Consider the following 26,885-nt stretch of genomic DNA (forward strand, 5'->3'; position numbering starts at 1 on the left):
CCAATGCCACGAGGAGGCGGATGGTGGAGCAAGGCATTCCGCGCCTCTACGATGAGGCGTTCGAACACGACAGCTGCGGCTTCGGTCTCGTCGCTCAGGTCGACGGCCACGCGAGCGCGGCGCTCGTCGACACGGCATTCGCGGCCCTCGCGAAACTTTCCCACCGCGGCGGCGTGAACGCCGACGGTGTCAGCGGCGACGGCTGCGGCGTGCTCATCCGCCGGCCGGTGGAATGGTTGCGCGCGCTCGCTTCCGAAGCGGGTATTTCGCTCGCCACGCATTTCGCGGCGGGCCTGGTCTTCTTCGATCGGTTACATGCGAAAGCATCGGCCGACGTGCTGGCCGAAGAACTTGCCCAGGTGAACCTGCGCGTGGCGGGCTGGCGTGACGTGGCCATCGACGCCGAGGCGTGCGGTCCGCTCGCCGCGGCCTCCATGCCGCTCGTGCGCCAGGTATTCGTCGAGGCGCAGGCCGATCTCGCACCGGCCGCGTTCGAAGCGGCACTGTTTCGCGCGCGCCGCCGCACCGAGCAGCGGCTCGCCGACGATCCGCAGTTCTACGTGGTGTCCCTGTCCGGCGAGATCATCGGCTACAAGGCCATGGCGGCGCCCGGCAAGTTGCGCGACGTCTACGCCGACCTGCGCCACCCGGCCCTGGTCGCCGACGCCGTGGTATTCCACCAGCGCTTCTCCACCAACACCTCGCCACGCTGGCGCCTGGCCCAGCCGTTCCGCTTCCTCGCGCACAACGGCGAAATCAATACCATTCGCGCCAACCGCCGCTGGATGCAGGCGCGCGGTTCCGTGCTGCGCTCGGACAAGGTCGACCTCACCGGCATCGGTCCGTTGGTGCGGCAGGACGGTTCCGATTCGGAAAGCCTCGACAACGCGCTCGAAGTGCTGCTCATGGGCGGCATGGACCTGCTCACGGCCATGCGCGTCCTCGTGCCACCGGCGTACGCCGCGCGCGAGGACATCGACGAAGACCTCGCCGCGTTCTACGAGTACTACGCGCTGCACAGCGAACCATGGGACGGTCCCGCCGGCCTGGTGATGTGCGACGGTCGTTACGCGGCATGCACGCTCGATCGCAACGGCTTGCGCCCCGCGCGCTGGGCGCTGTCCGACGACAATCACCTGATCGTCGCCTCGGAAGCCGGCCTCTGGGACGTTCCTTCAGCGCGCATCGTCGCCAAGGGGCGCCTCGCGCCGGGCGAGATGATCGCCGTGGATTTCCGCGAGCACCGGTTGCTGCGCGACGCGGACATCGATGCGATCAATCGCGCGCGGGCCCCGTTCCGCGACTGGTTGCGCGACGGCGTCACCTATCTCGAATCCGACCTGATCGATCCCAGCCTCGCGGCCGAACCCCTGCCGTCGGACGAACTGCGCCGTTACCAGAAGCTCTACGGCCTGTCGCGCGAGGAATGCGAATCGGTGCTCAAGGTGCTCGCCGAAACCGAGGCGGAAGCCACCGGCTCGATGGGCGACGACACGCCCATGGCCGTGCTCTCCCGGCAGGTGCGACCGCTGTTCGATCGCTTTCGCCAGGGCTTCGCGCAGGTCACCAATCCGCCCATCGATCCGCTGCGCGAGCGGCTGGTGATGTCGCTGGTGACGCAGATCGGCCAGGAGCGGAACATCTTCGACCTCGGTCCGGAGAACGCGAAGCAGATCCTGCTCAACTCGCCGATCCTCTCGCAGCGCAAGCTGCGCCAGATCCTTGCCCATCCCGACTACGCCGATACGCCGCGCTTCGATCTCATGTACGGCGACGGCGAAACGCTCGAGCAGGCCCTCGTGCGCCTCTGCGACGACGTGGAAGCCGCCGTGCGCGGCGGCACGACGATCGTGTTCCTGAGCGACCGCTATCCACGCCGCGACCTGTTGCCGATCCATTCGTTGCTCGCCACGGGTGCGGTGCATGCGCGCCTGGTGGACACGGGCCTGCGATGTCAGTGCAACATCATGGTGGAGACGGCCACGCCGCGCGATCCGCACCATTTCGCCTGCCTGCTCGGTTTCGGCGCCACGGCCATCTATCCCTGGCTGGCCTACCAGAGCCTGTTCGACCTCGGCCGCAGCGGCCACCTGCGCAAGGGCGAGGGCGCGCCGCGCGAAATCGGTCGCAACTACCGTCGCGGCATTCGCAAGGGCCTGCTGAAGATCCTCTCCAAGATGGGCATCTCGACGGTCGCCGGGTATCGCGGCGCGCAGCTTTTCGAGATCGTGGGACTGTCGCCCGACGTGGTGAAGCTCTGCTTCCCCGGCACGCCGTCACGCATCGGCGGTTCGACCTTCGCCGATCTCGAGCAGGAGCAGCGCATCCTCGCCGCCGAAGCCTGGGACGAAGCCCTGGCGTTGCGCGCGGGCGGTCTCTACAAATACGTGCACGGCGGCGAGTTCCACATGTATGGCCCCGACGTCATCGCCAGCCTCCAGGTGGCGGTGCGCACGGGTCTTTGGCGCGACTACCAGACCTATGCGCATCACGTCGACACGCGGCCGCCGTCGGCCCTGCGCGACCTGCTCGTGCCGCGAGTGGGCACGCCGGTGCCGCTCGACGAGGTGGAGCCGGTGGAGTCCATCCTGCGCCGGTTCGATTCGGCGGGCATGTCGCTGGGCGCGTTGTCGCCCGAGGCGCACGAGGCGCTCGCCATCGCGATGAATCGCCTGGGCGCGCGGAGCAACTCGGGCGAGGGCGGCGAAGATCCCGTGCGCTACGGCACCGAGCGCGCATCGAAGATCAAGCAGGTGGCCTCCGGGCGTTTCGGCGTCACGCCGGCCTACCTCGTCAACGCCGAGGTGCTGCAGATCAAGATCGCGCAGGGCGCCAAGCCGGGCGAGGGCGGCCAGCTGCCCGGGCACAAGGTGGACGCCACCATCGCGAGGCTGCGTTACGCCAAGCCGGGCATCGGCCTGATTTCGCCGCCGCCGCACCACGACATCTATTCCATCGAAGACCTCGCGCAGCTCATCCATGACCTCAAGGAGGTCAATCCCGACGCGCTGGTCTCGGTCAAGCTCGTGTCGCACGCGGGCGTGGGCACGGTGGCGGCGGGCGTGGTCAAGGCGGGTGCCGACCTCATCACCGTATCCGGCCACGACGGCGGCACCGGTGCGAGCCCGCTCACCTCGATCAAGTACGCGGGCACGCCGTGGGAACTGGGCCTGGCGGAAACGCAGCAGACGCTTCGCCTCAACAACCTGCGCGGACGCGTTCGCCTGCAAACCGACGGTGGCCTCAAGACCGGCCTGGACGTCATCAAGGCGGCGATGCTCGGCGCCGAGAGTTTCGGCTTCGGTACCGGGCCGATGGTGGCGCTGGGCTGCAAGTACCTGCGCATCTGCCATCTCAACAATTGCGCCACGGGCGTCGCCACGCAGCATCCGGTGCTGCGTGAAAAGCACTTCATCGGGCTTCCCGAGATGGTGATGAACTACTTCCGCTTCGTGGCGGAAGACGTGCGCCACCACCTGGCCCGCATGGGGATGCGTTCGCTCGAGGAGCTGATCGGACGAAGCGCCCTGCTGGACCGGCGCGAAGGCGTCACCGCGGTGCAGGAGCGCCTCGACCTCGCACCGCTGGTGAGCGAAGACGGACTCGGCACCGAGGTGGATTTCGCCTGCACGTTCGCACGCAACCCGGTGCGCGACCCCGCCACGCTTGCCCACCGCATCTCCGCCGAAACGCGCGAGGCCGTCGCGCACGGCACGGGTGGCGCGTTCGCCTACGACATCGCCAATACCGACCGTGCCATCGGCGCGCGCCTGTCCGGTGAGGTGGCGCGCCGGTGGGGTGACGCGGGCATGAGCGGCAGGCCGGTCGAGCTGCGCCTGCGCGGCGCGGCGGGCCAGAGCCTGGGCGCGTGGAACGCCGGCGGCGTGCACATCGAGCTGGTCGGCGAAGCCAACGACGGCGTGGGCAAGGGCATGGCCGGGGGGCGCATCGTGGTCCTGCCGCCGGAAGATTCGCCTTTCGCGAGCCAGGACGCCTCGATCATCGGCAACACCTGCCTCTATGGCGCCACCGGAGGCGAGCTCTTCGCCGCCGGTCAGGCGGGTGAGCGCTTCGCCGTGCGCAACTCCGGCGCGCTGGCCGTGGTGGAGGGCGCGGGCGACCATTGCTGCGAATACATGACCGGCGGTGTCGTCGCCGTGCTGGGGCGTACCGGGCTCAACTTCGGTGCGGGCATGACGGGCGGCTTCGCCTACGTGCTCGACATCGAGCGCAACTTCGTCGACTGCTACAACCACGAACTCGTCGACATCGTGCGCATCTCGCACGAAGGCATGGAGCACTACATGCAGCACCTGCGCCAGCTCATCGAGCGCCATGCCGAACTTACGCAAAGCGCCTGGGGGCGTCGCGTGCTCGGCGATTTCCGCGGGTTGCTGCAACGCTTCTGGTTGGTGAAACCCAAGGCGGCCAGTCTCGATGCGTTGGCCGAAGAATTGAGGAGCGCGGCATGAGCGCGAAGGACTTCCGTTTCCTCGATCTTCCGCGACAGGTGCCACGCACGGTGCCGGTGGCGGTGCGCGTGCTCGGTTACGGCGAGATTTCCGGCGACTTCGCCTCCACCGAGGCATCGCAGCAATCCGGGCGTTGCATCGATTGCGGCAACCCGTATTGCGAGCACGCCTGCCCGGTGCACAACTACATCCCGAACTGGTTGAAGCTGGTGCAGGACGGCCGTCTCTTCGAAGCGGCCACGTTGATGCACGAGACGAACCCGCTGCCGGAGATCTGCGGCCGCGTGTGTCCGCAGGATCGTCTTTGCGAAGGCGCGTGCACCTTGGAACAGGGCGATTTCGGCGCGGTCACCATCGGCAGCGTCGAGCGTTGGGTCACCGACGAAGCCTTCCGCCAGGGCTGGCGTCCCGATCTCTCCCGCGTGAAGGAGACCGGCGCGCGCGTGGCGATCGTCGGTGCCGGTCCCGCCGGCCTGGCCTGCGCGGATCGGCTCCGTCGCGCAGGCATTGCCGCCGACGTGTTCGATCGTCAGCGCGAGATCGGCGGCCTTCTCACCTTCGGCATCCCGCCGTTCAAGCTCGACAAGAACGTGGTGCTCACGCGTCGTGCCGTGCTCGAAGGCATGGGCGTGAGGTTCCACCTCGGTGTGGAGATCGGCCGCGACATCGCCTTCGACGACTTGCTCGCCGACTACGACGCCGTGTTCGTCGGTACGGGCGCGTACACCTACGTCGACGGTCGGCTCGAAGGGCGCGAGCTCGCCGGTGTGCACGATGCGTTGCCTTTCCTCATCGCCAACACCGAGCGCCTGCTGCGCGACGAGTCGCCATCGCCCGAATACGATCTCGCGGGCAAGCATGTGGTGGTACTCGGCGGCGGCGATACGGGCATGGACTGCAACCGCACGGCGATCCGCCTCGGCGCGGCCTCGGTCACCTGCGTCTACCGTCGCGACGAGCCCAGCATGCCCGGTTCGCGTCGTGAGGTGGGTTACAGCCGCGAGGAGGGGGTGCGTTTCCTCTTCCATCGTCAGCCGGTGGCGCTGGTGGGCGAGGGCGGCAGGGTGAAGGCCGTGCGTGTGGTGGAAACGGAACTGTTCGACGACGGCGACGGACGCCCGCGGCCGCGTAACATCGAGGGCAGCGACACCGACCTGCGCGCCGACGTGGTGATCCAGGCCTTCGGTTTCCAGCCGAGTCCTCCGGATTGGTGCGAAGCGTTCGGTATCGAGCGTGATCGCAGTGGGCGCATCGTGACCGGTGCCGAGGGGCACCTGCCGCACCAGACGAGCCATCCGCAGGTGTTCGCTGGCGGCGACAACGTGCGGGGTGCCGACCTCGTGGTGCGCGCCGTGTACGACGGGCGCGAAGCGGCCGGGTCGATCGTGCGGATGCTGGCGGGTGCGAACGTGAAGGCGGTGATGTCGGCCTAGCTTCGGCCGATGCCAGGACACTGTGCTCCTGCGAAAGCAGGAGCCCAGTGTCTTCCGCCCGTCGGCAGGAGCACAATGCACCCATGCCACCGTGCGCCCACTTTCCATGTGCCTGATCGCCTTCGCCTGGCGCGTCCATCCACGCTGGCGTCTCGTCCTCGTCGGCAACCGCGACGAATCCCACGCTCGGCCCACCGCGCCCCTCGCCTCCTGGGATGAGGCGCCGCAGGTCGTGGCGGGTCGCGACCTCGAGGCGGGAGGTACCTGGGCCGGCGTGGCGCCGCATGGGCGCGTCAGCGTCATCACCAACGTGCGCGATCCCGAAGCGAACCACGACGGTTTGTCCCGGGGCTTGCTCGTGGCCGATTACCTCGGCTCCAACGTGTCCGCGGCCGAGCATGCCGGCGAGTTGATGGCGGCCGCGAAGGACTACCGCCCGTTCAACCTGCTCACTTTCGACGGCGAGAAGGGCTTTTATCTCGGCAACCACCCGGAGGCGAGACGGCAGGAAATCACCGATGGCATACACGGCCTGTCCAACGCCGACTTCAACGCGCCTTGGCCGAAGACGCGTGCGTTGACGACGAAGCTCGGGCAGTGGGATGGCGACATCGCGTCGCTGTTCGGGATGCTGTCCGATCCAGGCCGTTGGCCGGACGACCTGCTACCGGATACGGGGATAGGCGTCGAGCGCGAACGGTTTCTGTCCAGCGCGTTCATCGCGGGGGAACACTACGGCACCCGGGCGAGCACGGTGATCCTCGTGGGTTACGACGACGCGACGACCATCGTCGAGCGGCGGTTCGGGCCGAACGGCGTTCCGGCGGGCGAGACCCGAATCGACCTGCCGCCCGCTGCGTAGGATTCGCCGATGCGATCGGCTCCCACCCCTTCGGTAGGAGACCTGCGACCGAAGGGGTGGGAGCCGATCGCATCGGCGAATCCAGGTCGCGATATTCCCTCCACGAGCGAAAGTCTTTTGCCCGCCCGGCGATTGATCCACGTCGCCTCCACCCCGACGATGGTGCCATCACTTTCCCCTTCCCGGAGCACACCATGAACATCGACCTCGGCAAGCGCAGCGCCATCGTCACCGGTTCCACCGCCGGTATCGGCCTGGCCATCGCCAAGGGCCTGGCCGCCGCCGGCGCCAGCGTCGTCATCACCGGCCGCACGCAGGCGCGCGTGGACGAAGCCATCGCCGAGATCCGCAAGCAGCTGCCCGACGCACGCGTTTCCGGCGTAGCAGCCGACCTCGGCACCGCGGAAGGCGCCGCGAAGCTCATCGCCGCCGTGCCGCAGACGGATATCCTCATCAACAATCTCGGCATCTTCGAACCGAAGGACTTCTTCGCCATCGACGACGCCGAATGGAGCCGTTTCTTCGAGATCAACGTCAACTCGGGCGTTCGCCTCTCGCGCCACTACGCCAAGGGCATGGCCGATCGCGGCTGGGGGCGCGTGCAGTTCATCTCCAGCGAGTCCGGCGTGCAGATCCCGGCGGAGATGGTCCACTACGGCGTCACCAAGACGGCCCAGCTCGGCGTGTCGCGCGGCCTGGCCGAAGTGCTCGCCGGCACCGGCGTGACGGTGAACGCCGTGCTCCCGGGGCCGACGCTGTCCGAAGGCGTGAGCGAGTTCTTCGGCAAGATCGCGAAGGACCAAGGCAAGACGCAGGAAGCGGTGGAGCAGGACTTCATCGACACGCACCGTCCCACCTCGCTCATCAAGCGCCTGCTCAGCGTCGACGAAGTGGCGAACGCGTGCGTGTACCTCGCTTCCGAGCAGGCCTCGGGCACCACCGGCGCGGCGATCCGCGTCGATGGCGGCGTGACGCGTTCGATCGTCTAATCGCCCAACTGGCGGACGATGCGGACGAAAGCCCCGTCGTTCCGCTGGAATTCCGGACGCGGCGCAGGGAAGCGCTCGTCGGTGATCTCGATCGCGCCGACGCGGTCCATGCGGAAGCTTTTCCATCCCTCCGATTTGCCCGATGCGCTGCCACCATCGACCTGGTAGGCGCTGAGCAGGCGATCACCGTGCGTGTCGTCGCCATAAACGTGTGGCTGCACGAGTCTCTGACGACCGCCGTATTCGACAAGGAGCAGGCGCATCTCGTCGATGGCCTGGCAGACGACGGCATCGTGCCGATTCACGATACGTCGCCGTCCACGTAATACCAGCGGCCGCCCTCGCGCACGAAGCGGCTTACTTCGTGCATGCGTTGCGCGCTGCCGCCGCCGATGCGCATCCGCGCCACGAACTCGACGATGGCGGTGTCGGGCGAGGGGTTCTCGTGGCGCTTTACCGACAAGCCCAACCACGTCGGCTTCGGCGATTGCGATGCCAGATCGAGGGCGTCGGGCCGCGTGTCGGTGTGCCACGTCGAGAGCAGGTAGTCGTCGAGACCGAGCACGTAGGCGCTGTATCGCGAGCGCATCAACGCCTCGGCCGTCGGAGCGGGCTGGCCGGCGTGCCATCGTCCGCAACAGTCGTCGAGCTTGCCGCCGCTGCCGCAAGGGCAGGCCAAGGGTGCCTGGGTCATGAAGCCGTCCGATAAAGAGGGTGGCGACAGGATGCCATCAACGCTCGCCGCCCGATTCGATGAGTTGCGTGAGGTCGTAGCCCATGGCGATGGCCTGCGCTTTCAGGGCATCGAGCGTGGCGTGTCCAAGCGACGGGCCCCGTGAAAGTATCCACAAGTACCTTCGCCGGGGTTCCCCCACCATGGCCCAGCGATACTCATCGTCCAGCGCGAGCACCCAGTAATCCGCCCACACCACCGGCAGCCAGCGCAACCAGCGGGGCGCGAAGGTGACCTGGAGCTTGCCCCTCGCATACGGCTCCGGCCGCCGGGCGACACCGAGGGCGGACAGTTCCTTGCCCTCCGGTCCTGGGCAACGGTTGTGCACGGTCACCGTCTCGTCGGGGTTGGGGGTGTACTCGGCGATCGCCTGGCCCGTGCACTTGCGCTGGAAGTACATCGGCAGCCGGGCGACCTCATACCAGGTACCCGCATAGCGGCTCAGGTCGAGGTCCGCGACGGCCGTGACGGCCTGGCTGGATGGCATAGGGGGCATGGCTGGATTCCATCGAAACGACCTTCTACGATGCCGGCCAGGGGTGAACCCCGATTGAACCGTGTTGGGGGCGGGGCGGACGCATGGGGAACAACGAGCCACCGGGCTTGCTGGGGCGGTTGCGCGAGCGGCTGACGACGCGCCCCTGCGTGCGTTTCGATCCCGTGGAAGGGACGATCGTTCACGTATCCGGGCCGCTCAGCGTGCGCGAACTGCCCGTGGCGGCGGTGCGCCGGGTGGAGGCGGGGAATCGGGACGATGCGTCCTACGACACCGTGTTCCTGTTCTTCCATGCCGACGACGACCTGCTGGCCGTGTCGGAGCATGACAAGGGGTTTGCCGCGTTGGTCGACGCGCTCGGGTCGGTGTTTCCCGGCATCGACGGTTGGCAGGCGGCGGTTCCGCCGGTGAAGTACCAGCTGACGTCGGTGGATTTGTGGGTGAGGGAGTAAGACGGCGTTTGTCGCGCTTCGAATCGCGGACAGGGTCCGCTCCCACCCTCCGGTAGGAAGCCTGCTACCGGAGGGTGGGAGCGGACCCTGTCCGCGATGGACGAAGCCGAATCGCGAGGGCGACCGTGCCTTCTCCGAGTTCGATCCCCTGCGGCTGGAAGACCGTATCGCCCGATGCGATAGGCCGATCGTTCGCACGGCCTTCCCCGTGCGCCACGTAGACGAGAACGATATCGGCGTCGAGGTCGATCGTGCCGGGTCCGCGCAGGACGAGAATGTCGCCTTCCGCTTCCCCGCGCCTCACCATCAGGTTGAAATCCCGCGTCGCCCCATTCGCCAGCCGAACCTCCACCCGCGCCTCGCCCGCGAACGCGAACGGTACGCATGGCTCGGTCAGCGCGTGTTCGCGCTCGCCGTCGAGCGTCATCGTGAAGCCGTCGCCCTCCAGAAGCACGATGGTGCGATCGATGCCCGGAAACACGGAAAACGGCGAGGCCGTGTCGACATCGGCGATGCTTGCGCGCCAGAGGAAATCGTCCATGCCCGCGCCGTTGGGAAACACCGCGATCTCACGCGTGATGCCCAGGCCGTTCTTCCACGGTACGGCCTTCAGGTCGTCGAAACGAAGGATCGTCATGCGACACGCTCGATCTCGCGGGCGAAGGGCGGAAGGGCGCGCAGCATGCCGGTGCCGTAACGCTTGGTGATCACGCGACGGTCGAGCAGCACGATGCGTCCGGTGTCGGTTTCCGTACGGATGAGGCGGCCGCAATACTGCGTGAGGATGCGCGTCGCATCGGGCACGCTCACTTCGATGAAGGGATTGCGGCCGCGCGATTCGAGCCATTCCGCATAGGTCGCGCCCACCGGATCGGTAGGCACGGCGAACGGGAGTTGCGTCACCACCACGGTTTCGCAGAGCTTGCCGGGGAGGTCGAGGCCTTCGCCGAACGAGGCCAGGCCGAAGAGCGTGCTGCCCTTGCCGGCCTCGATGTCGGCGCAGTGTTCGGCGATGAGCTGTGCCTTCGACAACGAGCCCTGCGCGCGCACCTTGCGCACGTGTTCGATGGGCAGGATCTGCAACACGCGGTCGAGCTTCGCCCGCGAGGTGAACAGCACGAGGTTGCCCGCGTCCCAGTCCAGGTGCTTCGCCAGCCATTCGGAGACTTCGCGCGCGTGACCCTCGCGGTCGTCGGGCAGCGTGCGCAGCGCGGGCACGGCGAGCGTGGCCTGTTTCTCGAGGTCGAACGGGGAGGGCAGGCTGAGGGTGACCGATTCGTTCGGCAGGCCCACCGAATCGGCGAAGCCGCGGAAGTTGCCACCCGCGCTCAGCGTGGCGGAGGTCATCACCACCGCCGAGGCGTTGTCCCACAGCACGCTGCGTAGCAGGCCACCCGCCGACACGGCGGAGGCGTGGCAGACGAGTTGCTGGTCGGGCGTCATGCTCACCCAGCGCGCGAGCGGCGGGCCGTTCTCGCGATCGTCGGTGGACCACGCATACCATGTGCGCACCTGGCGATCGAGGCGTTCCAGCGCCACGCCGAGCTCGCGCGAAAGCGCTTCCTGCGTGGGGCCGCCGGCCTCCATCTCCACCACGGTGCGGCGCACGGTGCGCAGCCAGCGCTGGATGTCCTTGGTAAGCAGGTGGAGATAGTCGGCGTGGCGCTTCCAGTTGTCCGGCAGTTGGCCCAGCGAGGCGCGGAACACGGGCTCGGTCTCGCTCGACGACGGCGTCCAGCCGAGCCGGATCTCGCGTTCCATCTCTTCCAGCGCGTTGGACAGCTCCACCATCTTCTCGTCGCCCATCTCGAGCGAGAGATTGCCGATGGTTTCCTTGTCGGTGAGCGAATAGGCCCCGTGGATCTGGTTCTGCAGGCGGCCGATGCGGCGCACGGTGGAGGCCAGGTGCACGTCGGCGGCGCCGCGGTCGATGGCCTTGCCCGGCACGTGGTGCGCCTCGTCGAAGATGTAGAGCGTGTCTTCGGGCTTGGGCAGGATCACGCCGCCGAAGGTGTCTTCGTCGCGCGGCATGGTGAGGTCGGCCAGTACCAGGTCCTGGTTGGCCACCACGATGTCCGCCTCGCCGATCGCGCGACGGGCCACGAAGAACGGGCAGACCGCGAAGGCGCCACACTTGCGGCCGGTGCAACCGCCCGCGCTGGTGGTGATCATGCCGCGCACGAGGTCGGAGAGGGGCTCGGGGCTGCTGTCGATGTCGCCGTTCCACTCGCGCGATTCGAACGCCTTGCCGAGCTTTTCGATGGCCTTGGTGTCGCGTTCGGCGGGTGGCCGCGACCACAGGGCCAGTTCGGCGTCGAAATCGAAACCGGCCTGCGCGGTGGGCTCCGCGCCCGCCATGCGCAGGTTGCGCGGGCACAGGTAGCGTGCACGGCCCTTGGCCAGCGCCACCTTGGCCTCCACGCCGCACAGGCTGAGGTATTGCGGGATGTCGCGCTGGACGAGCTGCTCCTGCAGGGCCACGGTGGCCGTGGCGATCACCAGCTTCTTCTTCTGCGCGCGGGCCACTTCCAGCCCCGCGATGAGGTAAGCCATCGACTTGCCGGTACCCGTCGGCGCCTCGATCACCGCCGCGCCGGCGGGTTCGGCCAGCGCCTTGGCCACCTCGGCGATCATCTTCAACTGCGACGCACGGCCGCGAAAACCCGCGAGGCCATCCTTCAGCCGCGCGTAGGCGGCACGGATCGCGGCTTTGGTGTCTTCGGTGAGCATCGAGGAGGCAACAGGCAGGCAAGGCAACCCTGCAAGGTTACCTTATCGCCGTCTCACCTCGCGGCCTTTACGCGTGTCGGTGGTTCATTCCGGCCGGCGGGACACCCGCGACGAGGCCCGCCACGACGAAGGTGTGTTCTTCCCAGGTGCCGTCGGCATGCTGCACGTGGATTTCCACGGGGCGGCCTAGGTGGTCGGACAGGCCGGGTGCCATCTGCTCGGCCGCAGCGATGGCTTCCGCCTGCGATGCGTAACGGCCGAGGGGCAGTGAAGCGCGGCGTACGATCCACGGTCCCTGTGTCGATTCGCTGTACGGAATGAACAGTTGGGCGGAACTCGAAGCCATGGGACCCTCACTGGACGGTTGGGTGCGCTGACGAAGCGGGGCCGCTGTGCGGCCCCTGGATCCGAACCTACGCCTTATCGGCTAAAAAACCCGTTAACCCTTGTCTCACAAGGATTTGCGATTGGGGTGGAGGGCCGTTCAGCCGTTGAAACCGAGGAAGTCCAGCTTGCCCACGCCCACCCCGTTATGGCGGAGGATGTCGTAGGCGGTGGTCACGTGGAAGTAGAAATTGGGCAGGGCGAAGGCCAGCACGTAGTCCTGCGCGGTGAACGTGCGCGGGTTACCGCGGAAGTCGCGGGTGATGCTGCGCGTGGCGCCCTCGTTCACCGCGTCGACCGGGACCGATTCGATCCACTTCACGGTCGCATCGATGCGGGCCAGCAGGTGGTCGATGGTGGTTTCGTTGTCCTCGAACGACGGCGGGGCGACGTCGGCGACGCGTGCTACGGCGAACTTGGCCGTGTCGCTGGCGCGCTGCACCTGGCCGGCGAGGTTCAGCATGTCCGGGGCGAGGCGTTTGTCGACGAGCGCGTCGCCGCCATGGACCTTGCCCTTGGCGAGGAGGTCGGCGAGGACGCGGAATCCGCGAAGGTAGGCGGCGACGGTGACGTCGTGGAGGGTAATGGTCATGGTGGATTCCTTGGGTATTGCGCTGATGGTGGGGCGATGGAGCGGGGCGTTCAAGCGGTTTTCGCCTTGAAGCTGCACCAAAGGCCCCAACCCACTACCATCACCCGCCATCCCCGCCACCGAACGGACCCCCATGTCCCCCATCGATCCGGCTCCGGACGCCATCGTCGCCGTGCGAGGCCTGTCCAAGACGTACAAGAGCGGTTTCCAGGCGTTGAAGCGCGTCGACCTCGATATCCGCCGTGGCGAGATCTTCGCCCTGCTCGGCCCCAACGGTGCGGGCAAGACCACGTTGATCAGCATCGTCTGCGGCATCGTCAACGGCAGCGAGGGCTCCGTCATCGTCGACGGCCACGACATCCGGCGCGACTTCCGCGCGTCGCGCGCGCTCATCGGCCTCGTGCCGCAGGAGTTGTCCACCGACGCCTTCGAAACCGTGTGGGCGACGGTGCGCTTCAGCCGTGGCCTGTTCGGCAAGGCGCCCAATCCGGTCTACCTGGAGCGCATCCTCCGCGAGCTGTCGCTGTGGGAAAAGCGCGACGCGAAGATCATGACGCTCTCCGGCGGCATGAAGCGCCGCGTGCTCATCGCCAAGGCGCTGGCGCATGAACCGCGCGTGCTGTTCCTCGACGAGCCCACTGCGGGCGTCGACGTGGAGCTGCGCCACGACATGTGGCAGATGGTACGTCGCCTGCGCGAATCGGGCGTCACCATCATCCTCACCACGCATTACATCGAAGAGGCCGAGGAAATGGCCGACCGCATCGGCGTCATCAACCACGGCGAACTGGTGATCGTGGAAGACAAGCACACGCTGATGCGCAAGCTGGGCAAGAAGCAGCTGTCGCTGCAGTTGCAAGCGCCGCTTCCCGCCGTGCCGGCCGAACTGTCGCACTGGCCGCTGGAACTTTCCGCGGACGGCCAGACGCTGACCTACACCTTCGACACGCAGGGCGACGATACCGGCATCGCCGAGCTGCTGCGCAAGCTCGGCGGCATGGGCATCGACTTCAAGGACCTGCACTCGAGCGAGAGTTCGCTCGAGGAGATTTTCGTCGGCTTGCTGAGGAACGGGGCATGAACCTCCACGCGATTCGCGCCATCTACCGTTTCGAGATGGCCCGCACGGGCCGCACGCTGATGCAGAGCATCGCCTCGCCCGTGCTCTCCACCTCCCTTTACTTCGTGGTGTTCGGCGCCGCCATCGGCTCGCGCATGGGTGACGTGGGCGGCGTGACCTACGGTGCCTTCATCATTCCCGGCCTGATCATGCTGTCCCTGCTCAACGAGAGCGTGTCCAACGCCTCGTTCGGCATCTACATGCCCAAGTGGGCCGGCACGATCTACGAGTTGCTGTCGGCTCCCGTGTCCTACGTGGAAGTGGTGCTCGGCTACGTCGGTGCCGCCGCCACCAAGTCGGTGATCCTGGGCCTGCTGATCCTCGTCACGGCGCGCCTGTTCGTGCCCTACGAGATCCTCCACCCGTTCTGGATGGCCGGCTTCCTGGTGCTCACCGCCGTCACCTTCAGCCTGTTCGGTTTCATCATCGGCCTGTGGGCCGACGACTTCCAGAAGCTGCAGGTGGTGCCGCTGATGGTGATCACGCCGCTCACCTTCCTCGGCGGCAGCTTCTATTCCATCTCGATGCTGCCGCCGGTGTGGCAGAAGATCACGCTGTTCAATCCGGTGGTGTACCTGGTGAACGGCTTCCGCTGGAGCTTCTATGGGCAGGCCGACGTGAACGTGATCGTGAGCGCCGCGGCCACGGTGGGGTTCCTGCTGGTCTGCCTGGCCGCGGTGTGGTGGATCTTCCGCACGGGGTGGAAGCTCAAGGCCTGACCGGGGATAGGATGGGCGCATGAGCGAACGTCCCGTTCCGCCGAACGATCCGGCCGTGCGTCGCCTGCGTCGAGCGCAGGCGATGCTCGATCGCATGCTCCGCGCGCTGCCCGTGGGCAAGCGTGCGCGGGTCGGTGCCTTCATGGCGGCGAAGACGATGGTCTCGGCCTGCGTCGCCTATGGCCTGGGGCAGTTCGTGCATCCGCGGGAGGCCTTCTGGGCCGCGATCAGCGCGATCGCCGTCACCCAGCCGCATTTCGGCGACACGCGCGGCGCGGGCCGCGACCGGGTCCTGGGTACCGCCTTCGGCGCCATGGCCGGGCTGCTGGGACTGTGGATCGGCGGCAGCGGCGAGTTCGTCGCCTTCGCGGTGGCTTTGTTCATGGTGACCGTGGCGTCGTGGACGGTCAGCGACGGCGCGGCCGCGCGCGTCGGCGGCATCACCACCGCCATCGTGATGCTCGTGCCCGCCACCGGGCCGCGGTGGGAGGTAGCGGCCTATCGCCTGGCCGAGGTGGTGCTGGGCACGTTCTGTGCCCTCGTCGTCGGCTGGCTGGTGGCGCGGCTGGAAGATCGCGTGGAGCGTGACGCGGACCCATGACGGGTGTTCGTGGGAGCCGGCTTCGTCGGCTCCCACGACGCGGATCAGCCGATGAAATCGGCCTTGCCCAGCGGCACGCCCTCGCCGCGCAGGATCGCGTAGGTCGTGGTGGCATGGAAATACACGTTCGGCAGCACGTAGCCGAACAAATACTCCTGGCCGGCGAAGCGACGCTCGCCGCTGCGCATCTTGAGCACGATCTCGCGCGCTTCGCTGCCGTCGATCCGCCCGGGCTCGATGCCTTCGATCATGCCGATGACCTTGGCGATGCGCTCCTGGAGCTGCTCGAAGGTGGTCTCGTCGTCCGCCATCGACGGCACGTCCTGGCCGGCGAGGCGATAGGCCGCGCCCTTGGCCATGTCGGTGGCGATCTGCACCTGGCGGGCCAGCGGGAACATGTCGGCGATGACGCGCGTGTTGAGCAGCACGTCGGGAGCGATGTTGCGTTCCCTGGCGAAATCCGCGCCCTTCTGCAGCACGCCCGACAGCGCTTTCAGCGCGCGGACGAGGACGGGGACGGAAGCCTGGTACATCGAAAGGGACATGGCGCGACTCTCGGCTGGGGCGGCCGGAATGGCCGCCGGGTCGCGTATTGTGCGCAGTCCGTCGCGGCACGTCGACGTGCCGCCGGATCTTGCGAAGTCAGCCCACCACGCAGCGATTGCGGCCGCCGTTTTTGGCGGTGTAGAGGGCGAGGTCCGCGCGCTCGAACACCGAGGCAGGGGTGTCGCCGGGCTGGAAATGGGCCAGGCCGATCGATGCCGTCACCCGCACGAGCTGGCGCGCGGCGTGGAAGTTGAGGTGCTGGATCTTTCCGCGGAGGCGTTCGCACACCTGCAACGATTCGGCCGGCTCGGTGCCCTCGAAGACGATGATGAATTCCTCGCCGCCGTAGCGGGCGACGAAGTCGACGGGGCGCACGTGCTTGAGCAGGGCCTGGCCGATGACGCGCAGCACGGCATCGCCGGCCGTGTGGCCGTAGGTGTCGTTGATGCTCTTGAAGTGGTCGATGTCGATCGCGGCGATGCCCAGCGGCCGTTGCGTGACCAGCCATCCCTCGTACGCGGATTCCACGCGTTTCTCGTAGGCGAGGCGATTGGGCATGCCGATCATGGTGTCGGTCTGCGACAACTCGTGTTCGCGTTCGAGCGATCGCTGCAAGGCGTTACGCTCGGTTTCGAGCTGTTCGATGCGAAGGCGCATCTTCTCGGCGCGATCGCGATAGGCGGTCAGGCGCGCGCCTTCCCGATCGCGGAATTCGCGGAAGCATCCGGCGATGGTTTCCAGGCTTGCGTTCACCCGTTCGCGCAGGTCGTGTACGTCGTCGAGTTCGAGGGCGGCCTCGCCGAGCAGGCGCATTTCGTGCGCCACCGAGGCGTCCAGCGCCTGGCCGTTGGCTTCCCCGGTGGACTGGTCGGTAAGCTCGCGCGACATGTATTGGGTCATCTCGTCGAGACGGCCGGTGACATGGCGCAGCACCGCCTGCAAGGCGTCGATCTCGCGCTGCAGGCCGATGCGCTGTTCGTTGATCAGGTCGGCCAGGCGATCGCCGCAGGCGGCCAGTGCCACGAGGTCGCCCGCATCGGCCACGTCGTGGCGAAGGTCGTTGGCGCGGTCGGCCAGCTTCGGCAATACGATGATGCGATCGACCAGCCGGCTCAGCGCCGACTGCACCGACGAGCCGTGCTCGGTTCGCTGGCGCACGATGGGAATGGCGCGCTGCTCGGAAGGGTGCGGCCGTGCACCGAGGTTGTCGATCGCCTCGCTCAGCCCATGCACCACGTCGGTGAGCTCAGTGGCGCTCAACGGTCCGTCGAGGGCGCCGGTGAGGCGTTCGATGTGCGAATCGAGCTGGTCGTGCGCGCCATGCACCGCCCGCGACAGGCAGGCGACCAACTGGCGGAGCAGGGACTCGGCATCGCGCCACTGGGCCTCTTCGCGAGAGAGCCTCTCCACGGCTTCGTGGTATTTGCCTTCCCAGAGCTCGTTGTCCAGACGCACGTTTCTACCGTCGCGCAGAGTGCCTAAATAGGGCTCATCTTACGCCCGTTCGAGCAGCCGTGGCTTAGAGTTTTACACCGCGATCCGCATCGCCCAGGGTGGCCCCGGTGCCGGTCCCCACCTCCCGCGGGTCCCGGTCGGCCCGCCCTCCGGCGTACCCGAGTCGGGGCGCGACCATGGGCATGGTAAGCATGGTACTGGCCACGGCCATCAGCAGGAGGGCGGTGAAGGTCTCGCTGGTGACGAGCCCGCGGTCGAGCAACACGTTGACGAAGATGATCATGATCAGCGCCTTGGTCTGCAGCAGCCAGCCGACGGTCCAGGCGTCGCCGCGCTTCCAGCCGAGCAGGCGCCCGGCGATTCCCACGCCGGCGAGCTTGCCGGAGACCGAGGCGACCAGGAGCAGTGCGGCCGCGCCGAACACCGCCACGCCGCCGAGCTGCCAGTTGGTGCGCAGCCCGGTGGACAGGAAGAACACCGGCATGATGGTCAGGAGCACGTTGTGGCGAAGGGCGTCGAGGCCCTCGATGCGGAACCACGCGCGCTCCATCGCCGCCCCGGCGAGGAAGGCGCCCACCATGAAGTGCAGGCCGCACCAGTCGGCGCCGTAGCCGCAAGCGGCGAGCCAGACGAGGCCGAGGATATAGCGGTCGCCTTCCTTCAGGCGTGCCATGAGCCGGCGAAATGCCCAGGCCGCCAGGGCGAAGAGGACGAGGAAGGCCGCCTGGTGTCCCACGCGCTGCCAGTCGAGCAGGATGATCGCGAGTACGGCCCAGATCGCCACGTCGTCGAGGCTGGCGTAGCGCAACACGCGCTGGCCGAGCGGTTCGCGCAGGATGCCGAGTTTTTCCATCAGCAGGATGAGGATGGGCAGCGCCGTCACCGCGCAGGCCATGCCGATGCCGAGCACGAATTGCCATGGCGTGGCGCGGGGCCCTATCCAACCGTCGCGCCAGGCCAGCATGACCAGCGCGGCCGCGCAGCCGGCCATCAGGGGAACGCCGAGCGCGAAGGCGGCGGTGGTGCCGCATTCCTTTCGCTGCTTCCATACCTCGGACAGGTCGAGTTCGATGCCCGCGATCCAGACGAATACCATCACGGCCCACCAGGCGATGCCGTTGAGCGCGGCGATCACCGGTGGCGAGAACACCGTCGCGTAGTAGTCCGGAAACGCCTTGCCGAGCACGCCCGGGCCGAGCATGATGCCGGTGAGGATCTGCACCACGACCAGCGGCGCCCAGTAATCGGTGCGGAACACGCGCCAGATCGCGTACGGCACGCAAAGGATGATCGTCATCGCGATCAGGAACAGTTCCGTCGTGCTCATCGAGACCCTCCCCAGGGAAGGCGGAAGGGTAGCAGGTCGGCGATTCCCGCGAAGCGAGTCGCGTCACCGCGGCGGTTGCGCCAGTTCCTTCGCGCTCAGGTACCCGTCGTGGTTCGCGTCCAGTCGATGGAACTGCCCGATGAGGTCACGCTGGAACGTCTCCAGCTTCACCGCATGCTGCCCCGGCCGCATCGGGCCGTCGTTGGCGTCGAGCACGCCGTCGCCGTTGACGTCCATGCGCAGGAAACCCTGGCTCATGTAACGGACGTACTCGGCTTCGTCGACGCGACCGTCGCCGTTCGCATCGAAGCGAGCCAGGTACGCCGACGGGGTGCGCGGCAGATCCTGGGCGATGGCGGGTGTAACGGCCATGAGACACAGCAGCATGGCGTATGGACGTCCATCGGGGGTTTGTGGTGTGCGCACGGGTGGGAGTACCTTTGAAGCCGTTTCTTCAGTCGACCACGGGACTCTCCCATGATCCATGAAAACATCCTCGAAACGATCGGCCGCACGCCCATCGTTCGCCTGAATCGCGTCGCGCCCGCGCACGTGTCGCTCTATGCGAAGGTGGAATCGTTCAACCCCGGCGGTTCGGTGAAAGACCGCCTCGCCATCGCCGTCATCCTGGATGCCGAGCGACGCGGCTTGCTCAAGCCCGGCGACACGGTGGTCGAGGCCACCTCGGGCAATACCGGCGTGGCGCTGGCCATGGTCTGCGCCGCCAAGGGGTACCCGTTCGTCGCGGTGATGGCCGAAACCTTCTCGGTGGAGCGGCGCAAGCTCATGCGCGCCTACGGCGCCAAGGTGATCCTCACGCCCGCCGCCGAGCGCGGCTCGGGCATGGTCCGGCGCGCCGAGGAACTGGCGAAAAAGCACGGCTGGTTCCTGCCGCAGCAGTTCAGGAATCCGGCCAATCCGGCCTATCACCGCAGCACCACGGCGGCCGAGATCCTCCAGGACTTCGCCGGTCGTCGCCTCGACGCCTTCGTGACGGGCTGGGGCACCGGTGGCACGCTGACCGGCGTGGGCCAGGTATTGAAGGTGGCGCGCCCGGAAGTGAAGATCGTGGTGGCCGAGCCTGCCGTGGCCTCCCTGCTCGAGGGCAAGGAATGGACGCCGCACAAGATCCAGGGCTGGACGCCCGATTTCGTGCCCGAGGTGCTCGACCGCAAGGTGTTCGACGTGGACCTGCCCGTCGACGACGTGACCGCCCGCGACACCGCTCGCCGCCTGGCCGCCGAGGAAGGCCTCTTCGTGGGTGTCTCGGCGGGCGCCACGGTCGCCGCCGCGCTCGACTACGCCAAGACGGCGGAGCAGGGCAGCGTGATCCTGGCGATGTTGCCCGACACGGGCGAACGGTACCTGTCGACCTTCCTGTTCGAGGGGGTGAACGAGGGATCGGACGACGAGTGGCTGGCGACGCTGGGCTGAGGCGAGCACCCATCGCGGACAGGGTCCGCTCCCACCCATCGGTAGCAGCCTTTTCACCGGAGGGTGGAAGCGAATCCTGCAGGGCGATGACGACAAGGGAACGACTCCCACGCATTCCCGTCACGCGCCACGCGTCACGGTGTCCTCCAGTGTCCGAGGAGACCGATCATGACCCTTTTTCGAAAAAGCCTCACCCATCAGATCGCCGGTCGCTCGCAGCGCATGACCGGCGCGATGACCCACGACCGCACCCGTGAATTCACCGGTGCGGCTCGTCAATATGTCGGCGACGCCGGCATGGCCGCGCTGCGCGCCGGCCGACAGGTGAAACGCCATCCGCGCACGGCGTTGGCGGTCGGCCTCGGCGTCGCGGCGATTACCGCCACCTGGCTGCTGGTGCGTCGCCGTCCGGAGCCAGCGCCGCAGCGTGATGAACATGATCCGTTCCACCACGAACCTGCCGCCGCCAACGACGAGGCGGTGGTGCCCGGCGAAACCGGCCTCTACTGATCCAGCCAGTCGGTCAGGTCGAGGGCCTCCTGCTCTCCCTTGCGTCCTCGCCGGGAAAGCGCCTCGGCCAGCGACGCAAGTGTCGCATCCAGTTCGAGGCGTGACAGGCGGGCCAGGATCGCATGGTCGTGATCGGTCATGCCCTTGCCCCGCCCTGTCGCCGCCAGGGCTTGGGGTGACATCGCGAGCGGCTTCCAGTCCGATCCCCACGGTATCGAAGCGCGCAGGGCGATCTCGATGCCGGCCGGATCGGGGTCCGCCGCGATGAGCGCGGGTAGCGGCACGAGCGATACCAGGTGCCGCATGGCGTCGAGCCACCATTCGGGTACGTAACCAGGCATCCAGACGACCGCGTATCGGTCGCCGACTTTCCTGGCGACGTCTTCGAAGCTCGTCCGGTTTTCCACGAGCAACCAGGCGATGGGAGAGCCTTCGGCGCCACACATGCGGGCCAGCGTCAGTGGGCTAAGGGCGATCATGTCGGGAATGGCGGCCAGGTCGAACTGGCCGCCTCCGTCGACGATCAGACGCAGCGGCGCCCGAAGCAGCAGCCCCGGGGTATGCGGGGAAACGCCCAGCGCTTCCAGGTCGACGTGGCGGTCCAACCAATGCCAGTCGGCGGAGGTCATGCCGTGGGTATCGTCCAGGGCGAACTGCGCAAAGGCGTTGCGGCTGCCGACGCGCTGTTCCGCACACCATCGATCAAGCTGCGCCACGAGTGTCGCGCGACGGAGCAGGGTACGCATGGCGAGCGTGCGCAGGCTGTCATGCAGGGTACGAAGCCTTTCGTCGCGCGGTGCGGTCGCCATGGCATCGGCGCGTCGGCCAGCCTCGGCATCGCGACGCGGCAGGTTCAATGCGCCACGCAGTTCGTCGGCTTGAAACCAGCGTAAGGCGGTGATCTCCCACACGCTGCCCCTGCGTTTTTCGCGCAGTTCGATCCAGCCATGGACCAGAAGGTATTCAGCGGCGGCGATGGCGACATGGCGCGCATTCCCCGCCTTGGCGAATAACGTCCTGCCCTTGACGGTATCGCCACCGACGCGCAGCAGGTCGACCACCAGCGCGCGATGTTCACCGAGCAGCGTGTCGACACGTAGGTCACCGGCCGCTGCGCGCCGCAGACGCCCGAGGCGGCTCGGGGAGTCGTAGCTGGCGCGGATGCCGTCGGCGTCGGGCGGCCCCCATATTCGGTCGGCCGCCTTCGCCATCACGCCACCTCGGCCTTACGCCGCAGGACGGCCAGGGGTTGCGCCCACTGGGCACCGGGCCGCCGCTTGCTGGTCACCAGGGTGAGATCCGACGGCTGGAACACGTTCACGTTGTGCGTGGCGGGGGTGGTAAGGATGTACTGCGCGCGGGTGGATTTGAGGAACGCGCCGACCTTATCGATGTTGAAGATGTCCAGGTGGGCGAACGGTTCGTCGATGAAGACGAAACCGCCCGGGCGATCCTCGTCGCGCATCAACGCCACGAGCAGCAAGAGCGACTTCATCACCTGCTGTCCGCCCGACGCCTCGCCGTCGTCCATCCCGATCCAGCCCTTCTTGTCGAATTCAAAACGCACGTGGAGAGCGGCCGAGGCCAGCGCGAGATCGTCGTTGGTCAGCTCGGGCAGGTCGACGTCGACGCCGATGCCCGCCAATTCGGCCAGGATCTTGAGGTTCTTGGCGTAGCGGCGCACGGTATTGCGCAATACCTGGATGTACGCGCCGCGGGCTTCATGCGTGATGCGACTCGCGCGTTCCAGGTGTATCCGTCGCTTGTCGAGATCGCCCTTCAGGCCCTCGTGGTCGGCGCCCAGCTTGTCGCGAAGCGACAGCACGCTGGCATCGGTTTCCCAATGGCCTTCCTCGAGGCGCCGTTCGTTTCGCTCGATGGCGCGGCGCACCTCCGACGACGACTGGAAATCCTCGCGCAAGGCGGCCATGGCGGCGCGCGTACGTTTCGCCAGGGGCACGTGGACCCGCTTGGCACGGAAGGCCTTGAGGCGCTCCAGCTGTTCACCGCTGGTGTGGTGATGCTGTCGTTCGGCCTCCACCTGCTGGCGACGTACGGTGACCTGTTCACGCGCGGCATGGTCGCGGGCGTTGGAGGTCTTGGTCCGTTTCTCGCGCACGCTCTCGTAGTGTTGCTCGGCGGCGACGTGGCTGTCGGCAGTGCGCTGCACGTCCTCCTGCAATCGGGCCTGCTGCTCGCGCGCTTCGTTGAATTCGTCCGCACGGTCGGCCAACTGGCTGCTGGCGTTGGCGCCGCGCAGGATGCTCTCGGCGTCGCTGGCCTGGGCCGACGCGGTCTTGCGCTCATCGGCAAGGGCGCGAAGGCGCTCCTCGATATCGCGCAGGCGCGCTTCGCCGTCGCGCAACTGGCGTTCGCGGGCCGCCGCGCCGAAATACATGTCGTCCACGCCGAGATGACGGCCACCGCGACGTTCGCGGAAATAACCCTGCGGGGTGATCCAGTCCTGGTCGCGGCCGAGCTTCGATCCTTCGGCGATGTCGTCCACGCGTCGGATGCGGTCGAGGTTGCGCAGCAGCCAGTCGGGGGCGGCGGAGGAGAACTCGACCACTTCAAGGAGCGAGCCGGGCGTCGGCCTGCCGGCAGGCTCGCGGTCGGCGACCACGAAGTGCTTGTAGCGCATCGATTCGCCGAGCTTCCACGCTTTTTCGCGGTCGCGCGGGTCGTCGAGCAGCACTACGTGGCGATAGCCCGCGAGCACGGCTTCGACGGCCGCCTGCCAGCGTGGCTGGGTGATTTCGACGGTTTCGCTGAGCATGCCGTGGCGAATGCCCGCGTCGTCCAATGCGCGACGGAAAGCGGCCTCGAAGTCGGGCGTGTAGCGGCGGCCGCTGCGCCACGCGGACAGCTTGCTGGTGAGCGTGCCCAGCTCCTGGCGAAGCGTGCCTTCCTCGTCCTGCAGGACGCGCAACCGCGCGCGAGCGTCGCGCGCGATGGTGGCGAGTTGCTCGTGGTCGGCGCCGTCCTGCGCCGCCACGGTTTGGCGGAGGCGGTTTTCCTGGTTGATGATCAGGTCGTTCTGGGCGAGCGCGGCGCGTGCGGCATCGAGGCTTTTCTGCGTGGTCTGGCGCGCGGCGTCGGCGTCGTTCTGTTCGATGCGCAGCTGCTCGCCCGTGGCGTCGAGCGTCTGCAACTGCAGGGTGATGTCCGCGTCCTGACGCTTCAGTTCCGCCACGCGGCGCTTGAAACCGTTGAGCGCCGGACGCGCGCCGCGGATGCTGGCCGCGATTTCGGCCAGTTCGATGCGTGGCTGGATATCCGCCACGAGCGATACGCGTTCTTCCTTGAGCGCGGCCCATTCCTGGTACGAGCGCGATCGCGCCTCGGCCTCCTGCAGGCTGATGCCGATCAGCGAGAGTTGCTGTTCCAATCCGTGCAGTTCGCGGTCGGCTTCGGTCTGCTCATTACGCGCGCGCTGGTAGTCGTCCAGGACCGTCTTGTCGCCGAACACGTCGAAGACCAGGTCGAGCAGCTGCTTGGGAGGCAACTGGCAGAGCTTGTCGGTCGCGCCCTGTTCGAGCGTGAGCACGCGGCGAATCGCTTGCGACAGGCCGGCGCCCTCCAGGCGAACGCGATATTCGCGCAAGCCGAGGAAGTCGTTGCGCTCGGCGATGTCTTCGACGCTGACGTCGCCACCCAGCACGGCATACTGGCGCGTCCACTCGCCACCCTTCTTCTGGATGCGGCAGGCGAGGGTGACCTCGCGATCCATGATGGGAAAGAACGGGCGTTCGCCGTTCGGGCCCGGCAGGTTGCCCACTCGCGCACGCAACCAGGCGAACGGCTGGCCGTTGTGGCGAAGGTAGCTTTTGTAGTCGCGGTTGCCTGCGCAATCGATGGTGAGCAGCGTGCGCAAGGCGTCGAGCAGCGTGGTCTTGCCCGAACCGTTCGGGCCCACGACGGTGACGATGTTGGTGTCCAGCGGCAGGCTGAAACGCTGCCAGTAGTCCCAGTGGACGACCTCGAGGCTGCGGAAATCAAACATCGTCGTTGTCCTCGACCTCGGTGTCGTCGATCAGCTCGTCGCCGGCTTCGCCGGCGGGTGCGTTCGCCGCGCGCGCCGACGCTTCGGTCAGCAGGTCGCCCAGCGCGCCGTCGAGCACGCGCCTGGCCGTGCGTTCGTAATCGAAGGCGAGGTCCAGCAGGGGGCCTTCGGCGATCAGGCGGCTGTCCGGCCCGTCGCCGCGCTTGCGGATGATGAATCCCAGGCGGCTCAAGGTGCCCAAGAGGATGTTGATGCGCATCTTCCCGCCGAGTTTCTCGCCGAAATCGGCCAGCAGCGTGCGCTCGGCGATGACCGGCGCCATCGCGGGGTCGCGGGGAATGGGTTTTTCCTCGGCGAACATCTGGGTCTGCGAGGCGGCGGCTTCCAGCTCTTGGCGCTCCACCTGCCGCTGGCGCTTGGGCAATACGATCAGGGCCCAGATCACCACCAGCAGGGCCACGCCGTCGCGGTCCAGCTGCATCGTGTTGGAAATCCAGCTGTCGCTGCCGCCGAAGACGGCGCGTTCGCTCTTTCGCGATACGGCCAGGCCGATATAGGCGGCGTAGGGATGCTCTCGCAGTTCAAGGCCCACGGCTTCGAGGCGGCGATCGAGTTCTTCGCGGTAGCTTTCGTCGAGCAGCGCCTTGCGCGCCTGCACGTCGTCGCGCGGCAGCCATCGCTGGGCGAGCAGGCGGGTGACCAGGCTGGCGGTATCGTCATGCATCGGTGGTGTCCTTCGCGCCATCGCGAGGACGCAGGCGTCCGGCGCTGACGAGCGCGATGTGGGGCAGGTCGGGGTCGATCAACAGCGGCTCGATCTCGAGCGCGAGCGGCAGTCGGGCGAGGTCGGCGGTGCCGCCTTCCAGCGCCGCGGATTCGGGGTCGCCGAGGAGTCCGAGTAGCGAAAGGCGATACGCAGACAGCGCGTAGTCGTCGCCGATGAGCGTCTCGGACAGTTCGCGAGGGGCCACGAGGGCGGCCAGTTCCGCGTGCCACTCCTCCAGGTAGCGAAGGTCTTCCTCGCTGGTGGGCAGTTCCGCGGTTTCCGGCGGCGCCTCCGCGTTGGGCAGGGTGGTGACCTCGGCGGCGAGGCGTTCGCGTTCGAGCAGTTCGTATTCGGCCACGTCCAGGGCGATCTGGTCGTGCAGGAAGGGGGCGGGCAGGGGCAGCAGCAGCTGTCCGTCTTCGAAGGCGGACAGCGTGTCGATGTCCTGCGCGCGCAGCCAGCCGACGAGGTCGGAAGAGGACAAGCCGGTGCGGCCCAGATGCACGCGATGTTGGTCGATCTTGTTGAGTTCGCGCTGGAACACGCCCGCCTGGCGCAGCAGCGAGCTTTGCGCACGGCCTACCGCCTGGGCGAGACGATGGGCGGCGGGCTCGAGTTCTTCCTGGCGGGTGATGGACGCGACCACCTCGGTACCTTTTTCCACCCATGTCCACACCGACTCGAGACGTTCGGCGGCACGACGGATGCGATGCTCGGAGCCGGAGAGTACGGCGCGGTCGAAGTCTTCCTTCAGTTCCGTCAGGCGCGAGAGCAGGTGGCCCAGTTCGTCCACCGATACGCGGCCCACGGCCTGCCCGGCGGCGAGCTGGGCGGTGAGGTAGCCCAGGCCGTCGTCGTCGTCACGCTCGAATTCCAGCATCGCGGCTAACGCACCCAGGGCCTTCCGACCGACGGGACCGATGCGATAGCGCATGGTTTCGCCGTCGTAGACGAGGATGTCGTGATCCTTGAGGCGCTGGACGACGGTTTCGAGCTTGACCGGATCGACGAAAGCGAGCTGGTCGCGGATTTCCTGCGGCGTCCACTCCGTGGCGTGCGAGCGCGCGCCGATGGTACGAAGCACCAGCAGGCGAAGGAGCACCTGCGTTTCGCTACCGTGGAAGAGGGCGGAAAACGCGCGCAACAGGCCGCGCCCGCGCAGCAGCGGAAAAAGCGAAGGTAAGTCTTCCGCGACGACGCCGTCGCGGAAAACATCCTGCAGGCGCTCGTCGTGGAAGGAAGTGTCGTTCGGGCCGCTCAA

25 protein-coding genes are annotated in these 26,885 nt (G+C 67.4%); 10 read left to right on the forward strand and 15 right to left on the reverse strand.

Going from position 1 to position 26,885, the window contains the following annotated elements; translation table 11 throughout:
* The first annotated feature begins 20 nt into the window (after positions 1 to 20).
* The 4 genes from gltB (at position 21) to L2Y94_RS02365 (ending at position 7,756) form a co-directional block, all read left to right on the forward strand.
* The gene (gltB, locus tag L2Y94_RS02350; RefSeq protein ID WP_247372859.1) at positions 21 to 4,472 is read left to right on the forward strand and encodes a glutamate synthase large subunit; all 4,452 of its coding nucleotides are present in this window, start codon (positions 21 to 23) and stop codon (positions 4,470 to 4,472) included.
* Complete coding sequence (locus L2Y94_RS02355) at positions 4,469 to 5,905, forward strand: FAD-dependent oxidoreductase (RefSeq protein ID WP_247372862.1); 1,437 nt, start codon at positions 4,469 to 4,471, stop codon at positions 5,903 to 5,905. Before gltB ends, L2Y94_RS02355 begins: the two co-directional genes overlap by 4 nt.
* 106 nt (positions 5,906 to 6,011) lie before the next feature.
* Positions 6,012 to 6,767: an NRDE family protein gene (locus L2Y94_RS02360; protein WP_247375077.1), complete on the forward strand. Its 756-nt coding sequence runs from the start codon at positions 6,012 to 6,014 to the stop codon at positions 6,765 to 6,767.
* A 194-nt stretch (positions 6,768 to 6,961) separates the two neighbouring features.
* Positions 6,962 to 7,756 carry an SDR family NAD(P)-dependent oxidoreductase gene (locus L2Y94_RS02365; protein ID WP_247372865.1) on the forward strand — a complete coding sequence of 265 codons (795 nt, stop codon included), beginning with the start codon at positions 6,962 to 6,964 and terminating at the stop codon, positions 7,754 to 7,756.
* Here L2Y94_RS02365 and L2Y94_RS02370 read toward each other — a convergent pair.
* The 3 genes from L2Y94_RS02370 to L2Y94_RS02380 are packed head-to-tail and all read right to left on the reverse strand — an operon-like array spanning position 7,753 to position 8,985.
* Positions 7,753 to 8,061 (reverse strand): WYL domain-containing protein, encoded by a 309-nt coding sequence (locus L2Y94_RS02370; protein ID WP_247372866.1) that lies wholly within the window; start codon positions 8,059 to 8,061, stop codon positions 7,753 to 7,755. The two genes, L2Y94_RS02365 and L2Y94_RS02370, sit on opposite strands and share 4 nt — an antisense overlap.
* Entirely contained in the window at positions 8,058 to 8,450 is a 393-nt protein-coding gene (locus L2Y94_RS02375) for a YchJ family protein (RefSeq protein ID WP_247372869.1), read from the reverse strand. Before L2Y94_RS02375 ends, L2Y94_RS02370 begins: the two co-directional genes overlap by 4 nt.
* 37 nt (positions 8,451 to 8,487) lie before the next feature.
* Positions 8,488 to 8,985 (reverse strand): lipocalin family protein, encoded by a 498-nt coding sequence (locus tag L2Y94_RS02380; protein WP_247372871.1) that lies wholly within the window; start codon positions 8,983 to 8,985, stop codon positions 8,488 to 8,490.
* Positions 8,986 to 9,068: 83 nt separating this feature from the next.
* Between L2Y94_RS02380 and L2Y94_RS02385 the strand changes: the two genes are divergently transcribed.
* Positions 9,069 to 9,437, forward strand: a complete 369-nt coding sequence (locus L2Y94_RS02385; protein ID WP_247372873.1) for a hypothetical protein — start codon at positions 9,069 to 9,071, stop codon at positions 9,435 to 9,437.
* Positions 9,438 to 9,501: 64 nt separating this feature from the next.
* Here L2Y94_RS02385 and L2Y94_RS02390 read toward each other — a convergent pair whose 3' ends face one another.
* The 4 genes from L2Y94_RS02390 to L2Y94_RS02405 form a co-directional block, all read right to left on the reverse strand.
* On the reverse strand, positions 9,502 to 10,074 hold the full coding sequence (locus L2Y94_RS02390) for a HutD/Ves family protein (RefSeq protein WP_247372875.1): 573 nt from the start codon (positions 10,072 to 10,074) through the stop codon (positions 9,502 to 9,504).
* Entirely contained in the window at positions 10,071 to 12,167 is a 2,097-nt protein-coding gene (dinG, locus tag L2Y94_RS02395) for an ATP-dependent DNA helicase DinG (RefSeq protein ID WP_247372877.1), read from the reverse strand. Before dinG ends, L2Y94_RS02390 begins: the two co-directional genes overlap by 4 nt.
* A gap of 67 nt (positions 12,168 to 12,234) precedes the next feature.
* Positions 12,235 to 12,513, reverse strand: a complete 279-nt coding sequence (locus L2Y94_RS02400) for a DUF2188 domain-containing protein (protein ID WP_247372880.1) — start codon at positions 12,511 to 12,513, stop codon at positions 12,235 to 12,237.
* Between the two features lie 138 nt (positions 12,514 to 12,651).
* Positions 12,652 to 13,143 carry a DUF1993 domain-containing protein gene (locus L2Y94_RS02405; protein ID WP_247372882.1) on the reverse strand — a complete coding sequence of 164 codons (492 nt, stop codon included), beginning with the start codon at positions 13,141 to 13,143 and terminating at the stop codon, positions 12,652 to 12,654.
* Positions 13,144 to 13,276: 133 nt separating this feature from the next.
* On the opposite strand from L2Y94_RS02405, the gene L2Y94_RS02410 reads away from it, so the two are divergent.
* The 3 genes from L2Y94_RS02410 to L2Y94_RS02420 are packed head-to-tail and all read left to right on the forward strand — an operon-like array spanning position 13,277 to position 15,583.
* Positions 13,277 to 14,224: an ABC transporter ATP-binding protein gene (locus tag L2Y94_RS02410; RefSeq protein ID WP_144913227.1), complete on the forward strand. Its 948-nt coding sequence runs from the start codon at positions 13,277 to 13,279 to the stop codon at positions 14,222 to 14,224.
* Complete coding sequence (locus tag L2Y94_RS02415) at positions 14,221 to 14,982, forward strand: ABC transporter permease (protein WP_144913229.1); 762 nt, start codon at positions 14,221 to 14,223, stop codon at positions 14,980 to 14,982. The genes L2Y94_RS02410 and L2Y94_RS02415 overlap by 4 nt, the downstream gene beginning before the upstream one ends.
* A gap of 19 nt (positions 14,983 to 15,001) precedes the next feature.
* The gene (locus L2Y94_RS02420; RefSeq protein ID WP_247372884.1) at positions 15,002 to 15,583 is read left to right on the forward strand and encodes an FUSC family protein; all 582 of its coding nucleotides are present in this window, start codon (positions 15,002 to 15,004) and stop codon (positions 15,581 to 15,583) included.
* A gap of 44 nt (positions 15,584 to 15,627) precedes the next feature.
* Here the strand turns inward: L2Y94_RS02420 and L2Y94_RS02425 are convergent, their stop codons facing one another.
* The 4 genes from L2Y94_RS02425 to L2Y94_RS02440 form a co-directional block, all read right to left on the reverse strand.
* Entirely contained in the window at positions 15,628 to 16,128 is a 501-nt protein-coding gene (locus L2Y94_RS02425) for a DUF1993 domain-containing protein (RefSeq protein ID WP_247372886.1), read from the reverse strand.
* A gap of 97 nt (positions 16,129 to 16,225) precedes the next feature.
* Positions 16,226 to 17,584, reverse strand: a complete 1,359-nt coding sequence (locus L2Y94_RS02430) for a GGDEF domain-containing protein (RefSeq protein WP_247372888.1) — start codon at positions 17,582 to 17,584, stop codon at positions 16,226 to 16,228.
* Positions 17,585 to 17,648: 64 nt separating this feature from the next.
* Positions 17,649 to 18,911, reverse strand: coding sequence for a cation:proton antiporter (locus L2Y94_RS02435; RefSeq protein ID WP_247372890.1), 1,263 nt, complete (start codon positions 18,909 to 18,911; stop codon positions 17,649 to 17,651).
* Positions 18,912 to 18,974: 63 nt separating this feature from the next.
* The gene (locus L2Y94_RS02440) at positions 18,975 to 19,298 is read right to left on the reverse strand and encodes an EF-hand domain-containing protein (protein ID WP_247372891.1); all 324 of its coding nucleotides are present in this window, start codon (positions 19,296 to 19,298) and stop codon (positions 18,975 to 18,977) included.
* A 90-nt stretch (positions 19,299 to 19,388) separates the two neighbouring features.
* Here L2Y94_RS02440 and cysK point away from each other — a divergent pair, with 90 nt between their 5' ends.
* Both cysK and L2Y94_RS02450 read left to right on the forward strand, forming a co-directional pair.
* Positions 19,389 to 20,345 (forward strand): cysteine synthase A, encoded by a 957-nt coding sequence (gene cysK / locus L2Y94_RS02445; RefSeq protein WP_247372892.1) that lies wholly within the window; start codon positions 19,389 to 19,391, stop codon positions 20,343 to 20,345.
* Positions 20,346 to 20,513: 168 nt separating this feature from the next.
* Entirely contained in the window at positions 20,514 to 20,855 is a 342-nt protein-coding gene (locus L2Y94_RS02450) for a hypothetical protein (protein WP_247372894.1), read from the forward strand.
* Here L2Y94_RS02450 and L2Y94_RS02455 read toward each other — a convergent pair.
* From L2Y94_RS02455 to L2Y94_RS02470, 4 genes are read right to left on the reverse strand one after another with little or no spacing between them, the layout of a single operon-like run.
* On the reverse strand, positions 20,849 to 22,066 hold the full coding sequence (locus L2Y94_RS02455; protein ID WP_247372896.1) for a hypothetical protein: 1,218 nt from the start codon (positions 22,064 to 22,066) through the stop codon (positions 20,849 to 20,851). The two genes, L2Y94_RS02450 and L2Y94_RS02455, sit on opposite strands and share 7 nt — an antisense overlap.
* Positions 22,066 to 24,858 carry an AAA family ATPase gene (locus L2Y94_RS02460; protein ID WP_247372898.1) on the reverse strand — a complete coding sequence of 931 codons (2,793 nt, stop codon included), beginning with the start codon at positions 24,856 to 24,858 and terminating at the stop codon, positions 22,066 to 22,068. The genes L2Y94_RS02455 and L2Y94_RS02460 overlap by 1 nt, the downstream gene beginning before the upstream one ends.
* The gene (locus L2Y94_RS02465; RefSeq protein ID WP_247372900.1) at positions 24,851 to 25,582 is read right to left on the reverse strand and encodes a hypothetical protein; all 732 of its coding nucleotides are present in this window, start codon (positions 25,580 to 25,582) and stop codon (positions 24,851 to 24,853) included. Before L2Y94_RS02465 ends, L2Y94_RS02460 begins: the two co-directional genes overlap by 8 nt.
* Positions 25,575 to 26,885, reverse strand: a complete 1,311-nt coding sequence (locus tag L2Y94_RS02470) for a hypothetical protein (RefSeq protein ID WP_247372902.1) — start codon at positions 26,883 to 26,885, stop codon at positions 25,575 to 25,577. Before L2Y94_RS02470 ends, L2Y94_RS02465 begins: the two co-directional genes overlap by 8 nt.

This window comes from Luteibacter aegosomatis, assembly GCF_023078455.1.
Lineage (GTDB): Bacteria > Pseudomonadota > Gammaproteobacteria > Xanthomonadales > Rhodanobacteraceae > Luteibacter > Luteibacter aegosomatis.